Source organism: Schleiferilactobacillus shenzhenensis LY-73 (assembly GCF_000469325.1).
GTDB lineage: Bacteria > Bacillota > Bacilli > Lactobacillales > Lactobacillaceae > Schleiferilactobacillus > Schleiferilactobacillus shenzhenensis.
On the sequence record NZ_KI271596.1, the window covers coordinates 49038 to 68608 of the forward strand.

13 protein-coding genes are annotated in these 19571 nt (G+C 58.7%); 9 read left to right on the forward strand and 4 right to left on the reverse strand.

The genetic code is table 11. The features are described 5' to 3' along the window. Positions 1-143 precede the first annotated feature (143 nt). Positions 144-1574, forward strand: coding sequence for a matrixin family metalloprotease (locus tag L248_RS10440; RefSeq protein ID WP_040536271.1), 1431 nt, complete (start codon positions 144-146; stop codon positions 1572-1574). Between the two features lie 74 nt (positions 1575-1648). Here L248_RS10440 and L248_RS15320 read toward each other — a convergent pair whose 3' ends face one another. Beyond that, positions 1649-3265, reverse strand: a complete 1617-nt coding sequence (locus tag L248_RS15320; protein ID WP_022530183.1) for a C39 family peptidase — start codon at positions 3263-3265, stop codon at positions 1649-1651. Positions 3266-3358: 93 nt separating this feature from the next. Between L248_RS15320 and L248_RS10450 the strand changes: the two genes are divergently transcribed. Together L248_RS10450 and L248_RS10455 are read left to right on the forward strand one after the other, a co-directional pair. After that, positions 3359-4861, forward strand: coding sequence for an SLAP domain-containing protein (locus tag L248_RS10450; protein WP_022530184.1), 1503 nt, complete (start codon positions 3359-3361; stop codon positions 4859-4861). A 227-nt stretch (positions 4862-5088) separates the two neighbouring features. After that, the gene (locus L248_RS10455; RefSeq protein ID WP_022530185.1) at positions 5089-7167 is read left to right on the forward strand and encodes a KxYKxGKxW signal peptide domain-containing protein; all 2079 of its coding nucleotides are present in this window, start codon (positions 5089-5091) and stop codon (positions 7165-7167) included. A gap of 113 nt (positions 7168-7280) precedes the next feature. Here L248_RS10455 and L248_RS10460 read toward each other — a convergent pair whose 3' ends face one another. After that, positions 7281-8756, reverse strand: a complete 1476-nt coding sequence (locus L248_RS10460; protein ID WP_155828636.1) for a zinc metalloprotease — start codon at positions 8754-8756, stop codon at positions 7281-7283. A 210-nt stretch (positions 8757-8966) separates the two neighbouring features. Continuing rightward, the gene (locus L248_RS10465) at positions 8967-12614 is read right to left on the reverse strand and encodes a hypothetical protein (protein ID WP_022530187.1); all 3648 of its coding nucleotides are present in this window, start codon (positions 12612-12614) and stop codon (positions 8967-8969) included. Between the two features lie 657 nt (positions 12615-13271). Here L248_RS10465 and L248_RS10470 point away from each other — a divergent pair. From L248_RS10470 to L248_RS10485, 5 genes are all read left to right on the forward strand, one after another. Further along, positions 13272-14486, forward strand: a complete 1215-nt coding sequence (locus L248_RS10470) for a serine hydrolase domain-containing protein (RefSeq protein ID WP_022530189.1) — start codon at positions 13272-13274, stop codon at positions 14484-14486. Between the two features lie 220 nt (positions 14487-14706). Then, entirely contained in the window at positions 14707-16281 is a 1575-nt protein-coding gene (locus L248_RS10475; protein ID WP_022530190.1) for a glycosyltransferase family protein, read from the forward strand. Positions 16282-16344: 63 nt separating this feature from the next. After that, positions 16345-16500 (forward strand): hypothetical protein, encoded by a 156-nt coding sequence (locus L248_RS15905; protein ID WP_155828637.1) that lies wholly within the window; start codon positions 16345-16347, stop codon positions 16498-16500. Positions 16501-16604: 104 nt separating this feature from the next. Beyond that, complete coding sequence (locus tag L248_RS10480) at positions 16605-17600, forward strand: macro domain-containing protein (RefSeq protein ID WP_040536281.1); 996 nt, start codon at positions 16605-16607, stop codon at positions 17598-17600. Between the two features lie 82 nt (positions 17601-17682). Further along, a complete protein-coding gene (locus L248_RS10485) occupies positions 17683-18327 on the forward strand; it encodes a vWA domain-containing protein (protein WP_022530193.1) in 645 nt (214 codons plus the stop codon). A 203-nt stretch (positions 18328-18530) separates the two neighbouring features. Here L248_RS10485 and L248_RS10490 read toward each other — a convergent pair whose 3' ends face one another. Continuing rightward, complete coding sequence (locus L248_RS10490) at positions 18531-18881, reverse strand: hypothetical protein (protein ID WP_155828638.1); 351 nt, start codon at positions 18879-18881, stop codon at positions 18531-18533. An 87-nt stretch (positions 18882-18968) separates the two neighbouring features. Here L248_RS10490 and L248_RS10495 point away from each other — a divergent pair, with 87 nt between their 5' ends. Further along, on the forward strand, positions 18969-19550 hold the full coding sequence (locus L248_RS10495) for a hypothetical protein (protein WP_022530195.1): 582 nt from the start codon (positions 18969-18971) through the stop codon (positions 19548-19550). Positions 19551-19571: the final 21 nt, after the last annotated feature.

The window sequence follows — 19571 nt, forward strand, 5'->3', positions numbered from 1 at the left end:
TGTTGCCGTCTTTGGCCCCGCGCCGGCTGCGGTCTCGGCACCCCAGCCCCACTGCCAGGCGACCAGCGCGAATGGTTAACACTCCCCGCCCGCCAAAGCCTATAATATGGGTATCAATGAATTTATCGTATGGGGGGATCTACATGAAGAAACACGGGTTCAAGCGCACGCTCCTAACCGTCATGGCGCTCACCACCTTATTGGCGCCGCCGGCCCTCGCTGCCACCAGCAGCGGCGGCAGTTCACCACTCGCTGCGGCGGCCACCACCCAAACCACATCGGCTGCTGTGGTGCGGGTCAAGCAGCGCACGGTGCTGTGGTACAGTTACGGCCGCAGTAAAATGAACAGCGGCCGCGTGTTGGCCGCTGGTACATCGTGGCAGGCCAGCACACTGGCCTACGCCAATGACGGCAGCCAGTGGTACCAAGTTGGCGCCGGCCAGTGGATCAGCGCCAAGGACGCGGTTCTCACAGCGAACGGCAAGCTGCCGACCGTCACAGAAGATAACGGCTTCACCCGCCCGGTTATCCGTGTGGGCAGCCGGGCGGCCGTCTATCCCAGTGCCGGTGCAGCCACCGCCACAACCAGAACGTTACCGGCCTTCAGCGCTTGGAACGTCACCCAAGCCGTCGTGAAGGACCACGTTACGTGGCTCGAGGTGGCCACCAACCAGTGGATCCAATACAGCGGCATTAACTTCACTTCCGGCACCCTGCGGACGATGATCAGAAAGGCCGCCGGCACCACCCCGACGACCCAGGCCACCATCACCCTGACCGCGCAGCTCCCGTACTACCTGGGCCACGGGCCGGCCGCGCCGGTCAACGGGTATTTGCCCGCCGGTACAACGCGCACGGTTCAGCGGCTGGTGATCGACAACGGTCAGCACTACATCGATTTGGGCAATAACCAATATTTGCGCTTCGATGCCGGCTCCCCCATCACGCTCCAGGGCAACCCGGTCGTGGTCACGGAGGATTCGCCCAAACCGGACGACGGCTACGGAACAGCCGCGCAAAAAGCGTACTGGCTAAGTTTCGCCAATGCCGGTAACAATTATCAAGGCGCCAAGACCACGGAAAACCGGCCCGGCAAACCCGGCGAGGTGTGGATCGACGTCAACAGCTTCCCCGCTGATCTCCGGGTGACCCTGCAGCAGGCCATGACTGATTGGGCCGCCGCCCTCCAGTACGACCCGTTCGTCGTGACGACGGCCGGGATCAAGTACCACCTGGTGCACGGTCCGGACGGCTCTCAGGAATCCGCTGCCTGGGCGGCCTCCATGCAGCCCTACTACGGCAGCCAGACCGCCACGTACTTCAGTGCCAGCGAAGCCGCCAAGAAGAGCGGCGTTCCAGCCTACCTGGCAATCAACGGCAATGCCTGGAACGTCTCCTGGGTCACCGCGGCAGATAAGAAAGAAATGCTCACCCATGAGTTGGGCCACGCCCTGGGGTTAGCCCATACCCCGAATGATCCGGACGATATCATGTACCCCGTGGGCAGTGCCAAGGGCCAGATCAGCAAACTGGATATTGCCACTGCGTTGCGGTCGTTGGGTTTACTCAAATAGTCACGATACAAAAAGCCTGGTCAAACGGCGTTGACGCGTCGTCACCAGGCTTCTTTTCTTATCATCACAGACGCTTAATACGAAATGGCCCGCCGGTTCTGGGTGGCCCAATTCGCCATGAACGCACTGGTGCTCATCCGCCCCTGCTGGTTCGTCCAGCAGTCCAGATACGTGATACCGCTGGCGTCGTAACCAATGATCACGATGGCGTGGTAGGGGAAGCCGTGCATCGTCATCCAAGCGACCACGGGGTGCCGCCGGATACCCACTTGGTACTTAATGGCGTCGAAGCTCATGCCGGTCATGTTAATCGAATTACCGGCATACTTCTTCACCAAGCCCATCAACGCCGGCGGGAAGATCGTCACGCCGGTGCTGTCCCAAGGATTGCCCATGTAGCCTTGGTTCGGATTGCTGCTGCGGGGCATCTCCCGAGCCAGCTGCATCTTGTCCACGTTCGCCCCGGCATAGCGCAGCATCATCGTGACGGCGGTGATCTCACAGCCATTAGGCAGCTCCGGCCGTTGGGCGATCAGCGGCACCCCGGACAAGCTGGCACTGGCCGGATAGGCCACCCCGGCAGCAATACCGCTGGCCGCACTCAGCCACTGGTTCGTCCCGACTTGATACCACAGTGACCCGTCGTTGGCGACGGCCTGCTGACTGACACGCCAGCGGGAACCGTACCCCAGCGTCCGCACCGCTTGCCGGCCGGACTGATACGTGTCATATACCGTCGCCCCCTGGGGCTGATTCACAGTCACCGTTAAGGTCGCATTGCTGAAGTGATTATCGTTGCCGTTCACTTGGGCGGCCATCGTGACCCACTGATTACTGCCGATTTCGTACCAGGTAACGCCGTCCACCGTCGCCGTGCCGACGACCTGCCACGCCGACCCAGTGGCCAGGGTGCGGCCGGTCGATTGCCGGTCCGCACCGTAACCTGTCCACAGAATCGTCGGCTGGCTGAGGCGAATACTGGCGAACGCACTGCGGTTGAAAGCAGGATCATCCGTGACCCACGCATTGCGGCCGACCTGGGACCAGGTCATGCCGTTAAGCACCTGCTGGCCCGTTACTTTCCACCGGGAATTAGCGCTGAGCGTCTGGCCAGTGGCCGTCCCGCCGGGTTGGCCGTAGACGGTGTGGGCAAAAGTGAGCGTCAGATTGGGATAAGTCGTCGGCGCTGCGGGCTGCGGATTGAATGCGGCCGCTGTCGAGACCCACGTATTGGTGGCGATCTGGTACCACACCGCGTCCGCCACGGTTTGCTCGTTTGTGACCTGCCAGCGGGTGCCGGCAGCCAGCGTCCGGCCGGTCTTCGTCGTTATATCCCCCGGCACCGCGTACGTCGTGGTGACCTGGGTCACCTTCAACGGCGGGAACGTCACTGGCGTCGCGGGATTATACTGACTGGCCAAGGAGAGCCAGACCCCGGTCCCCACTTCATACCATGTCGTGCCGTCCGCATCCGTTGCGGTGTCAACAATTTGCCAGCGGCTGTTAATGGGCAAGGTCCGCCCCGTGGCGGTCCGGTTCTCCCCGTATCCCTGCCAGAGGGTGGTCGGCCGCGTCACCGTGACCACATTCACATCGGCAGCGGCCGCTGGTGCCGCCGTCTCCCCGACTGCTACCAGACTGCCGATGCCCAGCAGCACCGCGGCTGCATAGAGTACCAATTTTTTCTTCATAACTCCCCTACCCTTTAGTATTATTTCGCACCTCACTATAGTATCATATGAATTGTACTAGATAGAAATCATTTTGGGGGAGGCACCACAATCGTGAAGAAAACCATCAAACTCGCGATGGTCACCGCTTTTTCAGCGCTGATCTTAGGACCGCTGCTTGGTCCCGCCACTGCGGTCACCGCAGCCGACGGCGATTCCAGCAGCACCATCGCACCCGCACCAGTGACCGTCACACCGTACCGGGATGTGGCCATCATCCAAACTGCCCAGGCCAAGCTTTATACCGGTCTTGGCACCAATGCCTCTGTCGCCCGGACCCTGCCGAAGAATTCTTCCTGGCAAGTCTGGGGCAAAGCAGACGTTAACGGTCAAACGTTCTATCAGGTCGCCCCGAATCAATTCGTCTCCGGCGCTGATATTTCTCTGAAGAGCGCTTATACCGCCCTGCCCGCGAACTACGTCGTCGGCGTGAACAAGGCTGCCCCGCTGTACAGCGGCTTTGGTGCGCATGCCACCGCCACCGGAACCACCTTGAAGGTCGGTTCGACCTGGAAAGCAGCGACTAAAGTCACGGCGAACGGGACCACGTGGTACCAAATCGGCACCAACCAGTGGGTGAGTGGTGCCGACATCGGCGAACTGGCTCACAACGCCGCCACTAGCACGACGAAGACCATCACGCTGACCAGCGCGACACCGCTCTGGAACGGCATTATGGCCAGTTACGCCGGCAGCTGGCTGCCGAAGGGGAGCCGCTGGAAGGTCACAGCGGAAGCCAAGTCCACCAATGGCCAGACCTGGTACATGGTGTCCACGAACCAATGGATCAACGCTAACGCCGGTACCATCGGCTCGACGTATCAGAATCCCAGCCCTTACTGGCAGATTCAATCCACCCAGATCCAGCCCACCGGCACCGTCGGCTACAACCTGGTCGAAGGGTCCGAGGGCGTCAAGACCTGGTTCACCCTCTGGTGGTTAGGCTTAAGCAATTCATATTCCCGTATGAATGCCACCGCCGTGAACAAGGTCAAGTACTACCAGCGTCAGTGGGGCTTGCCGGTCACCGGCGTCGTGGACGTGAAGTTCTGGACCCACATGGGCTTCCCGTACCAGCGCTGGTTCGACATCGACAAGTACATTGCGCCGTTGAAGACGAACGCTAACAGCACCCGTTCCCAGCATATTGAAGCAATGATCAGCACCGCCTACCAATACCTGGGCAACCCGTATATCGTCGGCGCCTCTTCCTCCCCGGGTTACGGCACTGACTGCAGCGGTTTGGTCATGCAATCCCTGTACAGCGCCGGTATCAACCCGCTGCCCAGTTCCTCCATTCGTCACGCCCAACCGGGTTACGAATGGGAGTCCCGCAACCTCTGGGCCAACCCGCAGTTGAAGAAAGTACCCTATTCTCAACGCCAGCGCGGCGACCTGATCTTTTACTACGAGCCGGGGACCGGCTTGATTTGGCACGTGGCCATCTACCTTGGCAACAACCAAGTCATCGAATCCTGGCCGCCGAAGACCATGGTCCAGCCCATCGTGAATAGCCAGCGGTCTTGGATCGCCGGTGTGGGCCGACCGTTTATCTAACTGAATCAGCACCAAGCAGCAGCCGCGATTGCCGCGTCATGGCAACTGGCGGCTGTTTGTTTGCCGCGGATTAACGAAGAAAGTACCGCCAGAGGGTCAGTACAACCCCGATTAGGAAATCTTTGGCCGATTTAGGGCCGTTTTTTTGAGGATATGCAAGTTTTGCCGCAATGCCGTCAGAAAGCGTTACGATACTGCATGTCAAATACTTTAGGGGAGTTGTGCATATGGAAAATCATTATCGGTTACACAAAGTTGGGAAAGTGTGGGCAGCTATTTTGCTGTTTACCAGTGTTGGACTTTTAACTGGCGTATCAACCAACACGGTCCATGCCGCAGACACACCCGGAACCAGCGTGCCACAGCCGGAGACACATGTCGTCAAAGTTCGTTATGTTAACCGTTTGTCCAATTCAAAGCTCGTGGATGAACACAATTTCACAGTTGAAACGACAGAGACGAGCATCGATATCACAAAAAACATCCCTGCTGGTTATGTTTTATCTGACGGGACGCCCAAAACCGTTCCTGCTGACCAATCAGAGCAGACCGTTTCTATCGAACCCAAAGAGACCACAATTTCGTTCCGAGAAGCAAACACAGGTAAGATCCTTCCGAATCCTAGCCATTGGAAGGTAGCACCGGGAGAATTTACGACCCTTGGTGCTAATTACCTGCCTCAAGGCTGGTCATATTCGTCCGAACGAGCAGTCAATACGAAGAAAGTAGTGTTCAATGGCGAAGATCAAGTAGTTGATATTTATCCGGTCAACAATACGCCAGATGATGGACCAACAACGGTCGTCACCTTTACTGACGCGGCTGGCGACACGTTTCCAACCGTTACAATACCGTACAGTCACCCAGTCGATGAAGAGGGATATACCGACATTGAAGAATATGTGCCGGCGGGGTACGTGATTTCACCTGATCTCCCAAAAGCATACAAACTGACAGGCGCGCCAATTTCGGTTAACGTAGTGGCTGCCAAGAAATACACTTTCCACTATTACTACCAAGATCCCAAAACCGGTACCAAATATGATTTTGGAACTAGTTCAACGTTAGCCCCAGTTGGTTCTGTTTTCACTAAAAAATCTAGCGTCGGCGCTGTCTTTCTTGGAAAATGGCAGATTGACCCTAATGAGTTAAAAGATCCTCAGACTTATGTGAATAACGGCCAGACCATCGATGTCAAGATGTATCACCCCGGTGATGCCGTCATCACGGGTACCTACAATTTTGTGGACGAAAACGGTATTAGTCGTGGCAAGGCACCAATCTCTGCATTGGCAGATTACGACTTATCGGACACTGAGTTGGAACCGCATGTGCCAACCGGCTATGAACTAGTCGATCATGTAGTTCCAGTAAAACCGGGTGAGACTAAGGTCCGCATCAAGAAAACAACGCCAGACGTACCCCCGTACGTGCCGCCCTATCACCCTACAGTCTCCACCACGTTGACCCTCGTCGACGCTGACGGCAATGTCATTAAAACAGTCACACTTACCGGTGAGCAGGGGGATGCCATCGCTGACTTGAACAGCCAAATTCCAGCCGGTTACGAACTCGTCCCTGCCAGCAGTAATCCCACCTACCAGTCCGGCACCCAGACTCTGGTTCTGCGCAAGAAACAGACACCGGCAGATCAAAAGACCCAGTTCATCACCAACGGTAACGGCAGCGCTGCAGTGTACGTACAAAACAGCAAAGCACCGCAATACACTTACGACGCTGCTGCCGACACCTTCACCGAAGACGATTCTCTGCCTGCCCTACCCATGAGTTCCGGTTGGCTCGCACCGAAGAAAGCGGTCGTCAAAGACGGCGAGACCTACTACCTGGTCGGCGCCCATTCTTACCTGCGGGCAAGCGATGTGACCACCAGCAAGGTCGCTAAGGAGACCGGCGTGGTGACCATCACCGCAGCCGGCGGTGCAAGCACTTATGCCGCTGCTGACCAGACGGGCAAAGCCGTCCAGACCTTGGCTCCAGGGACTGCGTGGAAGTACTTTGCCGTCGCAACGAACGCCGACGGCTCCCATGCCTATCTGGTTGCCGATAACCAGTGGGTGTCTGCCAATGCCGCCACTGAGCGCCCTGCCGCCGCAACTGGCCAATTCAAGATTGGCCGCGATGCTGCCTTGACCTTCACCGGTAATGGCGTTGTCGTCCGCGGCCGCGTCCTCCGGCCGGGAACGGCTTGGCGGGTCACCGGCGTCAAGACGAGCAACGGTAAGACATACTACCGCGTGGCAACCGATCTGTATGTCCGCAGCGATTACGGTGCTTATCGGAAGTAACCCGTAAGAAAAGCACCCGCTCCTGTTTCAGGATTAACAAACAAAGCGCCGTGAACCTCGTTTGGGAGGCCCACGGCGCTTTTTCTGTCCAGTGAAAACCGGTTAACAATCGATTACTTCAACAATCCTAGTGACCGCAGAGCCGTGGCGATGTCTAATCGGCTCAATTGATTATCTGCACCGACGCGAGGATACATAATGTCACTTGGGTCATTGGTATTATGGGCAACACCAAACGCATGCCCAAGTTCGTGTGTCAAGGCGACTACCTTGGCACTATCCGTCATGCCGTACCCATTCCAAGCAGGTGTGTTAATAACCAGCTGCTCTGGCACAGTCTTGAGTGAATCAGACTGCTGCCGCGCGCTGAAATATACCCCCTCTTGGTCACCGGGGTAAACCTGCATGCTGGCGACAGGCTGTGTTGAAGACGGTGTTGCCGGCTTATCCTCGGCATGGTAGCTGATACCGTTCCCAGTATCAACGAACGGATCGTACTGCAGCGCAGAACGCCACTTGGCCATGGCTTGCTGTAAATAAGGACGAATGTCGGTAGGAAAACTGTTGATACTGATCCACACCTGTCCAGGCTGCCCTTCACGGTTCTCTGTCGTCTTGTAACCAAGGTAGTTATTCCCCGCGTCGGCGAAGCTCTGCCAATAGGCCTTTTGCTCCGCTGTGCCGTAACTGGTGTCGACTTTGGGCGAGTCCTCCTCGATCACACTGGGGTCGCCGTTGATCTTCAGCGGTGAATCGGCTTGGAACTTAATGTATTCGCCGTTCCCCAAATCGATGTAAGTCTGGTCGTTGTCTTGGACCATCTGTTTGATCGGCACCGTAGTTCCTGCGGCCAGGTAAGATACCACCGGGGCTTGCGGCGTATGCCCCTTCAGAACCGGGAGCTGGGCTTGGAGTGTGATTGAGAGACCGCCGGTATTGGGTTGGTTATTGCCATTCGGATTGGTATTGGCCCCGTTGCTGCCAGAATTGTCGTGGCCGTCTCCGGCCTTGTTCATCGACTCCCGCAAAGCAGCAGATGTGAAGTAGACACCCGTTCCGTGCAGCCAGGCATTCCGGCTGACCTGGAAGTAGTATACGCCGTTGTTTTTAACCGTCGCGGTAACTGTCCAGGCGCTTAGCCGCCCCACAGTCTGGCCCGTGCGGGACGCGTCAGCTGTCCGATAACTCAGCAGATCCGTCTTATTCAGGACCCGCACCACCGGCCGGCCGTAGCCGTTGTCCTCGGTCCGCGTCGGCAGCGGTCCAGTAGTGGTCATCGTCGTGTTCGTACCGGTCACCCATTGATTCGTGGCCACCTGATACCACGCCGTACCATCATTACTATACCCGACAGCCGTAGCTTGCCAGGTACTGCCAGCACGCAATGTCCGCCCGGTACTGTGTCGATTCACACCGAATCCCTGCCACAGTGTCTTCTTCTCATTCAGCCGAATCACCGGTGTCGCCGCGGCCGCCACTTGACTGGTGGTCATCGTGACCGTATTGACCGCCGTCAAGGCAGCCGGCGAGAACAGTGTCGCGACTGCGAGGGCAGTCACTAAGGTTCGTTTGAACCCATATTTTCTCACAATAATTCCTCCCCATAATAATTGATGATCGTATCCTGCGGCGTGACCCGCCGCATATGATTCATTATAGACAGGGGCGGAAGCCACCGGACCACAATTGCATATCCTCAACTTTTGGGCCTTTTTCTGCCGATTATTTTCTTGATAAGCGCAGAAAAGCGACGGGCTCCTCGGCTGTCCAAGGAACCCGTCGCTTGTGAACCGGTTCAATTATGCCCGGTATTGACCGCTGCTGGCGGGAACGTAAGCATCCCGACCGACGCGGTAGTGAGTCTCTCCGTCCCGGCGGAGGATTGCCGTGACCAGCCAGCGGCTGCGTGGTTTCAGCACGGTCCCGCTGATCTCCGCCCCGGTGCTGCGCAGGAGCGGCGTGTACTTGGCACCAATCGTGAAGATGCCGCCTTTCACTGGCACCACTTCACCCACAGCCGTCCCCGTGACCCACTGGTCGTCAGCGACCAGGTACGCCAGGGTACCATCGGCGGTGCGGGCGACGGCGAAGAACCGCCAGTTAGTCCCGCCGGCTAGGTGCTTCACGACAGCCGCATCTGCGCCCAGCGCGTTGGTGGTGTCCGTGCCGCCGGCGGGAAAGACCGTCACGACGCCGGATCGTTTCACAACGGTGGCGGTCGCCACATCGGCTGCCCTCAGATAACCGTTGGCACCGACGAGATAATACGTCGTGCCGTCCGCCATGATTGCCCGTTGGCTCGTCCGCCAGGCGGATGCGAGCGGTAAGGCGGCGACCGTGGTCAGGTGAGAAAAACGCCCCGTTTGCGGATCATACGCGTATTGCGGTGCCTTGCTGGTTTGGACATAGATCACCGTGGTCAAGCGCTGGAACGTTGGTTGAATAATGGTCGGCTTCATGGATTCATTATTGTTGGACGGCGTCGGCCGCGGCGCAGGTGCTGGTGGATACCCGCCGTTCGTGTTGGTGCCGCCGCCATTGTTCGGTGCCGGCTGCGGGGCGGGCGCAGCGTCACGCTGCCCGGCCGCAAAGCCGGCTTGGTAAGCGGGCGTTGTGTTACTGGGAACTGTCGCCGTACTGCCGGCTTTCTTGCCCGCCGTATAACCCGCCTGGGCATCCGCGTAGGCCTGATTGTAAGCTGGCCGCTGGCCGGTCGGGGGCGTCGTCACATGCTGCTTGATGTCGGCGATACCCTGGGCGGTGCCTGTCTTTACATCTTGCGCAGTCTCCTCTGGGGTCGGACCAACGGGTGTCACGGCCGCATCGTGCTGGCCGGCCGTGAAGCCGGCTTGATAGGCGGCCGAAGCGTTCCCCGGCGCCTGACCGGCGGTGCCGGCTTTCTTGCCGTCTGTATAACCGGCCTGGGCATCGGCGTAAGCCTGGTTATAGGCCGGCCGCTGACCAGTCGGGGGTGTTGTGACGTCCTTCTTGCTGTCCGTGATTCCCTGGGCAGTGCCGTCCTTCACATCTTGGGCGGTCTGCTCGGGCGTGGGTCCAACGGGTGTCACCGGGATATCATGCTGGCCCGCAACGAACCCGGCCTGAAATTCAGGACTGGTGCCGCTGGGCACAGGCGCATTTTGACCGGCTTTTTGGCCCGCGTCATAGCCTTCCTGCGCATCGGCGTAAGCTTGGTTATAAGCGGGCCGCTGGTCAGCCGGCTTCGTTGTCACGCCGTTTTGGCGATCACTGATTCCCTGAGCAGTGCCGGCTTTCTTGTCTTGAGCAATTTGTTCCGGTGTCGGGCCGACCGGGGTCACCGGCACGTCATGCTGACCGGCCGTGAAGCCGGCTTGGTAGGCCGCTGAAGAATTCTCCGGTGCCTGGCCATCAGCACCGGCCTTCTTGCCGTCAAGATAGCCCGTTTGCGCATCAGTATAGGCCTGGTGATAGGCGGCTCGCTGATCCGCCGGGGGCGTCGTGACATTCTTCTTGATGTCCTCAATACCCTGGGCCGTCCCGTCTTTAATATCCTGGGCGATCTGTTCCGGCGTCGGGCCGACGGGTGTCACCGGCGCATCATGCTGGCCGGCGGCGAAACCCTGCCGATACTCGTCACTGGCATCACTCGGAACGACGCCGCCGGCGCCGGCTTGCTTGCCCGCGTCGTAGCCATCCTGGGCATCAGCGTAAGCTTGGTTATAGGCGGGCCGCTGACCGGTGGGCGCCGTCGTTACCCCGTGTTGGCGATCACTGATCCCCTGGGCCGCACCGGCTTTCTTATCTTGAGCGATGACCTCTGGACTCGGGCCAACCGGCTGAATGGCCGCGTCGGCTTGGCCCGCCTTGAAGCCGGCACTGAAGGCGGCACTGCTCCCGGCTGGCGCACTGGCTGCCGCGTCGGCGGTCTTCCCCGCCGTATAACCGGCTTGAGCCTCGTTGTATGCCTGGACGAACGCCGGGCGGCGGTCCGTTAACGACGTCGTTGTTCCCTGGCGGGAATCGCTGATGCCCAGTGTAGCGCCGGCCTGCGCGTCCTCAGCGGCCGTGTCCGCTTCCTGTGCAGCCACCCCCGCGTGATACCCAGCCTGATAAGCATCTGGCAGTTGGGACACGTCCGTGCTGGTCCCGGCGGTACCATCTTGCACGCCGGCCATGAACCCGTGATACGCGGCTTGGAAGGCGTTGCTGCGGCCGGTCACATCGGTCGTTTTCTTCTGGCTGCTGTCGTTTTGGGCCAGCGCAATCCCGGCGGTCTGGTCAGCGATGGCTTGCTGGCCGGCCGTATAACCCTGATTATAGCCGGCGGTATAAGCTGGACTGACAGACGAAGAAAGGTCGGCTTTCTCCCGGCCGGCACTGCCGTCGGCGCTGCCGGCTTTGGTCCCCTTATCGTAATCCGCCTTGGCCAAGTCATAGGCCGCCGTGTAGCCGGCGCGATAACCCGCCGTGGCACCGTCGAGGTCCGCTGAAGCGCTGCCGGCCGTCCCCGCTTGTTCCCCGGCTTTCTTACCCAACGCATACTGTGCGTCATAATTCGCCTTGGCCGGGGTATAACTGGCCAGATAGGCTTGGCGGTAGTCCGTTGATTTCTCTGTGAGATCCTCTGCCGGGGCGCCGGCATCGCCGGCTGCTCGGCCCGCATCCGCCCCTGCTCGCTGCTCCGCCGACGTGTTGGCCGCGGTGCTGTAATAGCCCTCGTTGTACCCCGCGAGAAAAGCCGGCGGCATGCCGGGCAGCTGATCATCCGTCTTCGCCGGCAGATTGGCCAGGGCATCGGCGATGCCGCGCTTCTTCCCGACCTGGCGGGCATAGCTGGCATTGGTGGTGATTACGGTGTCTTCAATAAATTGCCGCATCTTCGCCAGGACGGGCTGGACGGCGGCTTGGAAGGCGGCCGGATCAGTGGGCAGCTGGGTGAACTTAGCGCCTTGGAGAATGCTCAGTGCCGCGTCCTGATTGATCTGCCCGGTATAGTTCAGGACCAAGCTCTTCTGAATCTGGGCGAAGTCCTGGATTTTTTGCCAGCCCGCAGTGAAGCTGGTGATTGTCGCTTTATCGGCCGGATCAATGCCCAAGGAGCGCATGGCCGCGAGACGGATCCATTGTTTGGCAATTTCATCCAGAGCCAAATTGAACTGGTTGGCGGCATCAGCGTCACCCGCCCAATCGACTGGTTTCATGCGATCAATATATGATGCCCAGCTGGGTTCCGTAACGACAGTTCCAACCGATTGCGTATACAGCGTGATGCCGCTCAAGTCACCGAGATCCTGCTTCAGCAGCGCCGCCGCCTGCAGATACTTATCCACTGGGCGCAGCGTCACCGGCGCTGTTGTGTCGCCAGCCGCAGCCGGCGCGGCGGTCACGGGCGTCACGGCGGCGGCCGCTAAGAGTGCCGCACCAACTAAGCCCACGTAACGCATGTACTGCCAATGTTTTTTCATATTGCCCTCCTCGGAACGCGTATTTAGCGTCCGAGGGCAATCCCCGTTTATTCTCCCAAGTGAATTTTACTGCGGAATGCGACCTATACCAACCAATAAGTTGGTGAAGAAATGCCTCGAGCAAAGTAAATTGTGTACAATTAGTTTACGCTTCCCCTCATTTGTCAAGAAAGCGACCGGCAGTTTCTGTCACGGCTTTCACAATCCCACTTTTCTATTCCCACTCCGTAACGTTCATCCTGGGTCGGAGACAACGGATTGCGGCGCATTGCCAATAAGCGAACCGATGGGTTTTATCCCATAATTCACCGACAATGACGTTAACCGGAGGGAAAGCGACGTCCGGGGTTGATACCGAACACCCAAGGGGGTATCGTGTTGCGCTGCCTGATTCTTGATTTAGGCCGTTAATCCAGAGGCGGTTCCTGTGCAGTCTCTTGACGATTAAAGGAACGTCCATTAATTGACCGGCCGTTATTTTGAACCGCCGGTATTATCCCTTGAACGGCGCGGTCCGCGTTGAACCGGTCCATTTCTCACTTCGTACCTCTGAATTGGCAAATGGCCACCGTTGCCAAAGGCTTCCGCAATCGCTTATGATAAAGCGTGAACAGTCCCCGCTGTCTGGGGGACCGAAGGGAAGCAAGGAGACGGATCATGCAAAAACGCACGAGTTTCATTCTCGGCCTCTTGGTCGGTGCCCTGCTGGTCGGCGCGGCCGGCACCGCCACTTACTACGGCTGGGTACGCCCGCGCCACGTGAACGAGATGCAGGTGCTGAAGAAAAACTACGCGGCCGAAAACAGCAGCTTGCGGCGGCGGGCGAAAGGGTTGCGCAAGACGGCCACGTCCGCAATCCCGGCGCCGCAAAACACCAATATCGACCGGCTCACACCGGCATCAGAAGCCGCCTTGAATAAGAAACTGCAGGCCGAGCAATTCATTGGTACCGTGCTCCTGGTGCAGCATGGCCAAATCATTCTGAACAAGGGGTATGGGTACGCCGATGCCGTGACCAAGCGCAAAAACACTGCCGCTTCCTTGTACCAAATCGGCTCGGTCCAAAAATCGATTACCGCCGTGCTCATCGCCCAGCTGATTGCGTCCGGCCAGGCCAAATATACCGATAATTTACATCTATACTATCCCCAGATTCCGGCCAGTGACGGCATTACCCTGCGGCACATGCTCAATATGGCCTCCGGGCTGGCGTACACCGCGCCGGCGCCTAAGACGGTCCTCACAGACAATCAGCTGCTGGCCTACGTCCTCCAACGGGTCACGTTTAACCCCGCCAAGCTGGGCCACCGGGATTATCAGCCGGTCAATTTCACCCTGCTGGCCGGGATCGTCGAGCAGCTGACCCATCAGAGTTACGAGCAGGTTGTGAACCAGCGGATCTTCGCACCGCTGGGACTGAAGGCCAATGATGCCGGCTTCCAGTGGCACATGATCGAACAGCCCAGCGAGACCGTCAGTTACGGCACGAAGCCCAACGCCGGCCTGTACGCCCAGCCAGTCGCCCAAACGCTGGCCGACATGCACAGCGAACTGGGGACCGGCAATATCTACGCCACCTCCAACGCGCTTTATCAGATCGAGAAAGCCACGGTGGACGGCAAGCTGTTGTCCGCCGCTCAAGTCAAGACGCTGCGGAACTCCAGTAATGGTGTCTACGGCGGCGGTGCGTACAACTTTGCCGACTACTATGTTTCCCATGGGGTGAAAAACAACCAGGAAGTCGTGTTCGCCATGGCCAAGGACGGCCAAACCGCCGCCATCCTGATGACGAATCGGGCGTCCGCTTACCTCCAGTGGGAGGATTGGCAGAAATGGTATTACCGGTTTGCCCAAAACGCGGCGACCGACTAAGCTAAGTGAATATTTCCCCAGCCCCGTGCTGCGATACTGAATGATCAGTGCCGCGGCATTTTTTATTGCCCGCAATCAGTCCTGCCCGCGATAGGCACCTACTGCCTAGCCGCCGTGGATAATCAGCGTGATGCCTTGCGGAGGCGGTTCACGACCACTTTTCTTCCGGTCAGCGAACAGCCACACCAAGGGCAAATTCATGGCGAGGGTGAATCATTGAATGAAGAAACTTGGTCTGATCCTTTATTGGGTCGTTAAGGTCCTGCTGACGGGCACGGTTGGCATCTATGCCGTCTGGGCCCTGACGGCGGCCGTCCGCTACTGGGGTGAGCTGCAGCACCAGAACGCGGTGAGCGGGAAGCTGACGCTGCTCATGATCATCGTCCTGCTCCTGGTGACCGGCCTGGGAGTGTTACTGAAGTTCCGGCCCCTGCCGCGGCGCTGGTTCTGGCCGCTGGTCGCCGTCCTCGGCGGCGCCGCCTTGCTGTGGCAGCTGCTGCTGGCGCTGACCACCGCCACGTCCATCAGCGGCTGGGACCCGTGGGCGGTGTACAATTGGCTGGCCAACCGGGCCAGTCTGACCGGTCAGTGGCAGAATTACTTTTCTTACAATCCCAACAACCTGTTGCTGCTGTATCTCTACCGCACAGTTCAGGGCGTCATGAATCTCTTCGGCCGGCCCTTGTCGTGGACCGGCCTGGCGGTGGTCAATGCCTTCGGGATCGCCGGCGCGGGCGTGCTGCTCCTGCTGACGCTGAGCAAGCTGTTCAGCCGGGAGGCGGCGCTGGTGGGGTATCTGCTGTGGCTGCTGCTCATCGGCATCACGCCCTGGGTCATCGTCCCTTACACCGATACCTTCGTCCTCCTGCCCCTGGCGGCCGCACTCTATTGCGGCGTCACGCTGATCGGCACGGCCCACCGGCGGACCCGGCTGATTGCCGGCTTCCTCCTCGGTCTGTTCGCTGTGATCAGCTACGAGATGAAGGCCTCGGCCATCGTCTTCCTGATTGCGGCCGTCCCCATTGTGCTGCTGCGTCTGGTGCCGTGGAGAAAAGCGGGGCGGCAGCCGCTGCTGGCTGCCGGTGTCGCCGTCCTCGGCCTGGCCGTTGGGTATGGCGGCTTCCAGGCCGTCAACGCGGTCCAGCCGCTGGTGACCATTCACCGGGCGATGGCCACCCCCGCCAGCCACTACCTGATGATTGGCGCCAAAGGCACGGGGCAATTCAACCAATCCGATGCGGACCACACCCGGTCAATCAAGAATCCCCAACAGCGCAGCGCGTCCGACTTTCATATCTGGGAACAGCGCATCGCCAGTATGGGCTGGAACGGCTACCGGCGGTTCGCGGCAGTGAAAATGGCCGCCACCACCCAGGACGGCACGTACAGCTGGGGTGAAGAAGGCGGCGATCGCTTCCTCGACCGAGAGGGACCCCGCCGCAGCGGTCAGCTGGCAGAAACGCTGCAGTCGTTCGTCTATCCCTTTGGCAGCCGCATCCGCTATTACCGGCAGGCCGCGCAGCTCATCTGGATCTGGTTCTGGGCCATCGTGTGCCTGGCCTTGGTCGGCAGCTTGTTTACCCGCCGGGCCGCCATCGATTGGCTGGTCATCTCCCTCCTGGGCAGTTTCCTCTTTCTCATGCTGTTCGAAGCCGGGCGCACACGGTACATGATTCAATTCGTGCCATTGTATGTTCTGTTCGTGGGAAGCGTGTGGGCGATCTTGCCGACCCGTGGTGAAAGACCAGTGAAGGCGAGAAAGGCGGCAGCAGTCGCAGCCAAGGCGCAGGATTAGATACCCACTAGTCGCGGACACCCGGTGCGCCGGAGTATAATCACCCGTAAAGGAGTGAGTTCCGTGGCCACCTACAGTTTCACCGTTCGTTATTACGGTCAGGCATTAGACAGTCACCGCATCCCCATCCGCGTACTGGACCACCTCAAGGGGCCGCAACAGCTCACGCTAGATTTTGAAGAAAAGCCAAAAAGACCCGATGATGCGGCCAAAAGCTAAATATGCTTTACTTTATTCAATGTATCGAGCCGGACCGCAAAGGCCTTTCGGCTCGATTTCTTTATCCAGGATACGCTGACTCAACAAATCAAAGGAGAATCGCCATGCCGCTCACCCTCATCCGCCAGGATATCACCAAAATCAAAGTCGACGCCATTGTCAACGCCGCCAATACTGACCTCGCCATGGGCGGCGGGGTCTCCGGCGCCATCTTCCGCGCTGCCGGCCCTGCCCAGCTGCAAGCCGCCGCCAACCAGGTCGCCCCGGTCCCCACGGGCCAAGCCGCCATCACCCCCGGCTTCGCGCTACCGGCCAAGTATGTCATCCACGCGGTCGGCCCGGTCTATCAGCCCAGCGCGCCAGCAGAAAGCCAGCGCCTCCTGGCCTCGGCTTACACGGCGTCGCTCAAACTCGCGGTGGCTCACCACTGCGAAAGTATCGCTTTCCCGCTGATCTCCAGCGGCATCTACGGCTACCCCAAGGCCGCCGCCCTGGCTGTGGCCACCGCCGCCATCAAAGACTTCCTCACCGACCACGACCTGACCGTTTACCTCGCCCTCTTCGACGATGCCGCCTTCGCCATCAGTCAGCAGCAGCTCGGCCCCATCGCCAGCTATATCGACCAGCACTATGTCGAAGCGCAACCCGACAGCCGCAGACGGTACAATCAAGCCGCCACTGCCAACAGCGCTGCACCAGCAGTACCGCTCGCTGCGCCCGCCGGCAACTCACTGAATCTGCCGCCCGACCTCACCCGTCTAGACGACTCCTTCACCACCGCCCTGCTCCGCCTCATCGACCAGCGCCAGCTCACTGACCCCGAGGTCTACAAGCGGGCCAACCTGGACCGCCGGCTCTTTTCTAAGATCCGCTCCAATACCAATTACGCCCCCAGCAAGCGGACTGCCACCGCGCTGGCCATTGCCCTGCACCTCACGCTGCCCGAGACCAATGCCCTCCTTGCCCGCGCGGGCTACGTTCTGTCGCCCAGCCAGAAGGCCGACGTGATCATCATGTACTTCATCACCCAGGCCAATTACGACATCTACGCCATCAACGAGGCCCTCTTCGCCTACCACCAGCCGCTCCTCGGCAGCTGACTGCATTGTCGCCCGCCAAGCGACCTTCTCCTACCGTGTTTCCCGTATCCTGGAACCATAGCAGTGAGAAAGGAAGCTTACTATGTCACCTAAACAAACCAAACTCATCTTCATCCTCGACCGCAGCGGCTCCATGGCCGGCCTCGAAACCGACACCATCGGCGGCTTCAATTCGTTGCTGGCCAAGCAGAAAGCCCTCACTGGCTCCTGCTTCGTTAGCACCATCCTGTTCAACGAACACGCCGACTGGTTCCATGACCGGGTCCCCATCCGCCAGGTCCCGCCGCTGACCGCCGACGATTACGTCGCCGGCGGCAGCACCGCCCTTTATGACGCTATCGGCACCGCCATCCATCACGTTGGCAACCAGCAGAAATACGCCGCCCCCGGTCAACGGGCAGACCAAGTGCTGGTAGTCATCATCACCGATGGCTACGAGAACAGCAGCGTGCACTATCGGGCCAGCGAGATCCGCCAGATGATCACTCGCCAGAAGCAGCGCTTCGGCTGGCAGTTCATCTTCCTGGGGGCCAACATCGACGCGGAAGACACGGCCGGCCACCTTGGTATCGGGGCAGAAAACGCCTCAGCTTACGTTGCCGATAAGCAAGGCACAGAACTGAATTATGCCGCCATGGAAAGAACTGTCACCAATTTCCGAGCGAGCGGCCACATACCGGCCGATGCATTGATGCCCATCCGGCATGATGCACACCACCGGGGATAAAATCTCTCCTTAACCGCAAACAACGAAAATTTGAGCCTCCTGTTATTGAACAACCATCATCACCCGGGTGTTCCAACAACTCTGCCATTGATCCGAACAGAAAAGAAGTGGCCAGCCAACCTGCGCGGGTTAGCTGGCCACTTCTTTTTAAATCACGTGTGCCGCAGTATCAATTTCATACCATTGTCGCAACGATACCATTACTATTCTTTTACGGCGTACCGGGCATCAACCCACTGGTTGGTACTCACTTGGTAGAAAGTGAGGCCGTTGATCTGCCGGGTGCTCGAACTCCGCCACCGTGATCCTGCAGGCAGCAAACGACCGGTTGCTTTCAATGTGCCGCCATCCAGTTGGAACAGCGCGACACCGGCCCCGCGGGCTGTAATTTTGATGATACTGGGAGTCGTTTTTTGAGCGGCGTCGTGATTGCTGACATCGGCTGCTTTGACTTGGACACCGAAATCACATGTCGTTGCTGAAAACCAACGATGGAGGCTCCACATTGATTGTAGCTTGGCATGACGCTCGTCACCGCAGATAAGGGCCATCAATCCGTAACCACTGCGTACTTTTCCCTGGTAAGGCTTTCAAAAGTATGTAATACTGTTTGTGATAGTTTTGGGGAGGAAAAATCACATATGGAAAATACCAATCACCAGTCGGCGATTCGCAAAGCCCTACCGTGGGCGGCCATCGTCATTATTCCGGCGTTATTGGCCGTAGCAAATTATGTCTTCTGGGCCAGTCTGCACCAAAGTATGTGGAAGACAGACACATGGTTTCACCTCATGCGCTTGTTTGATTTGCAACAGACTACCAGTGCTGGTCAAGTGCCTGCACTCGTCAACGCCAACAGCTTCTTGAACATCGGTCAGGCCTTCAACGGAATGTATCCGACGTACAGTCTCTGGCCCTTGGTGGCGCTCTTTCATGGTTTAGGCGCCATGCACCAATGGCTGGCCGTTCAGTCAGCCATTCTCTACCTGGCCAGCAGCCTGACAGCAGTTTACCTTTTTCTTTTAACCCGGCACACGAGTTTCTCGCTTATCATGTCTATTGCCAGTGTGTGGACGCCCGCTTGGCTGGACTACACGATGAACGGCTCTCTCGGCATGATGTGGGGGACCGCCATGCTCCCCGCTGTTTTGGTGGCCTGCTATCTCGTGTTGACCGACACCCATTATGCCCCAATAATTCATGAAGGTGGCGAAAATGGATAGAGACGTACAAAATCTTGGAAA

What these genes read in the sequence shown, in the direction of transcription:
- L248_RS10440 (WP_040536271.1), top strand. Translation starts at nt 144, where the DNA reads ATGAAGAAACACGGGTTCAAGCGCACGCTCCTAACCGTCATGGCGCTC.
- L248_RS15320 (WP_022530183.1), bottom strand. Translation starts at nt 3,265, where the DNA reads ATGAAGAAAAAATTGGTACTCTATGCAGCCGCGGTGCTGCTGGGCATC.
- L248_RS10455 (WP_022530185.1), top strand. Translation starts at nt 5,089, where the DNA reads ATGGAAAATCATTATCGGTTACACAAAGTTGGGAAAGTGTGGGCAGCT.
- L248_RS10465 (WP_022530187.1), bottom strand. Translation starts at nt 12,614, where the DNA reads ATGAAAAAACATTGGCAGTACATGCGTTACGTGGGCTTAGTTGGTGCG.
- L248_RS10470 (WP_022530189.1), top strand. Translation starts at nt 13,272, where the DNA reads ATGCAAAAACGCACGAGTTTCATTCTCGGCCTCTTGGTCGGTGCCCTG.
- L248_RS10475 (WP_022530190.1), top strand. Translation starts at nt 14,707, where the DNA reads ATGAAGAAACTTGGTCTGATCCTTTATTGGGTCGTTAAGGTCCTGCTG.
- L248_RS10480 (WP_040536281.1), top strand. Translation starts at nt 16,605, where the DNA reads ATGCCGCTCACCCTCATCCGCCAGGATATCACCAAAATCAAAGTCGAC.
- L248_RS10485 (WP_022530193.1), top strand. Translation starts at nt 17,683, where the DNA reads ATGTCACCTAAACAAACCAAACTCATCTTCATCCTCGACCGCAGCGGC.
- L248_RS10495 (WP_022530195.1), top strand. Translation starts at nt 18,969, where the DNA reads ATGGAAAATACCAATCACCAGTCGGCGATTCGCAAAGCCCTACCGTGG.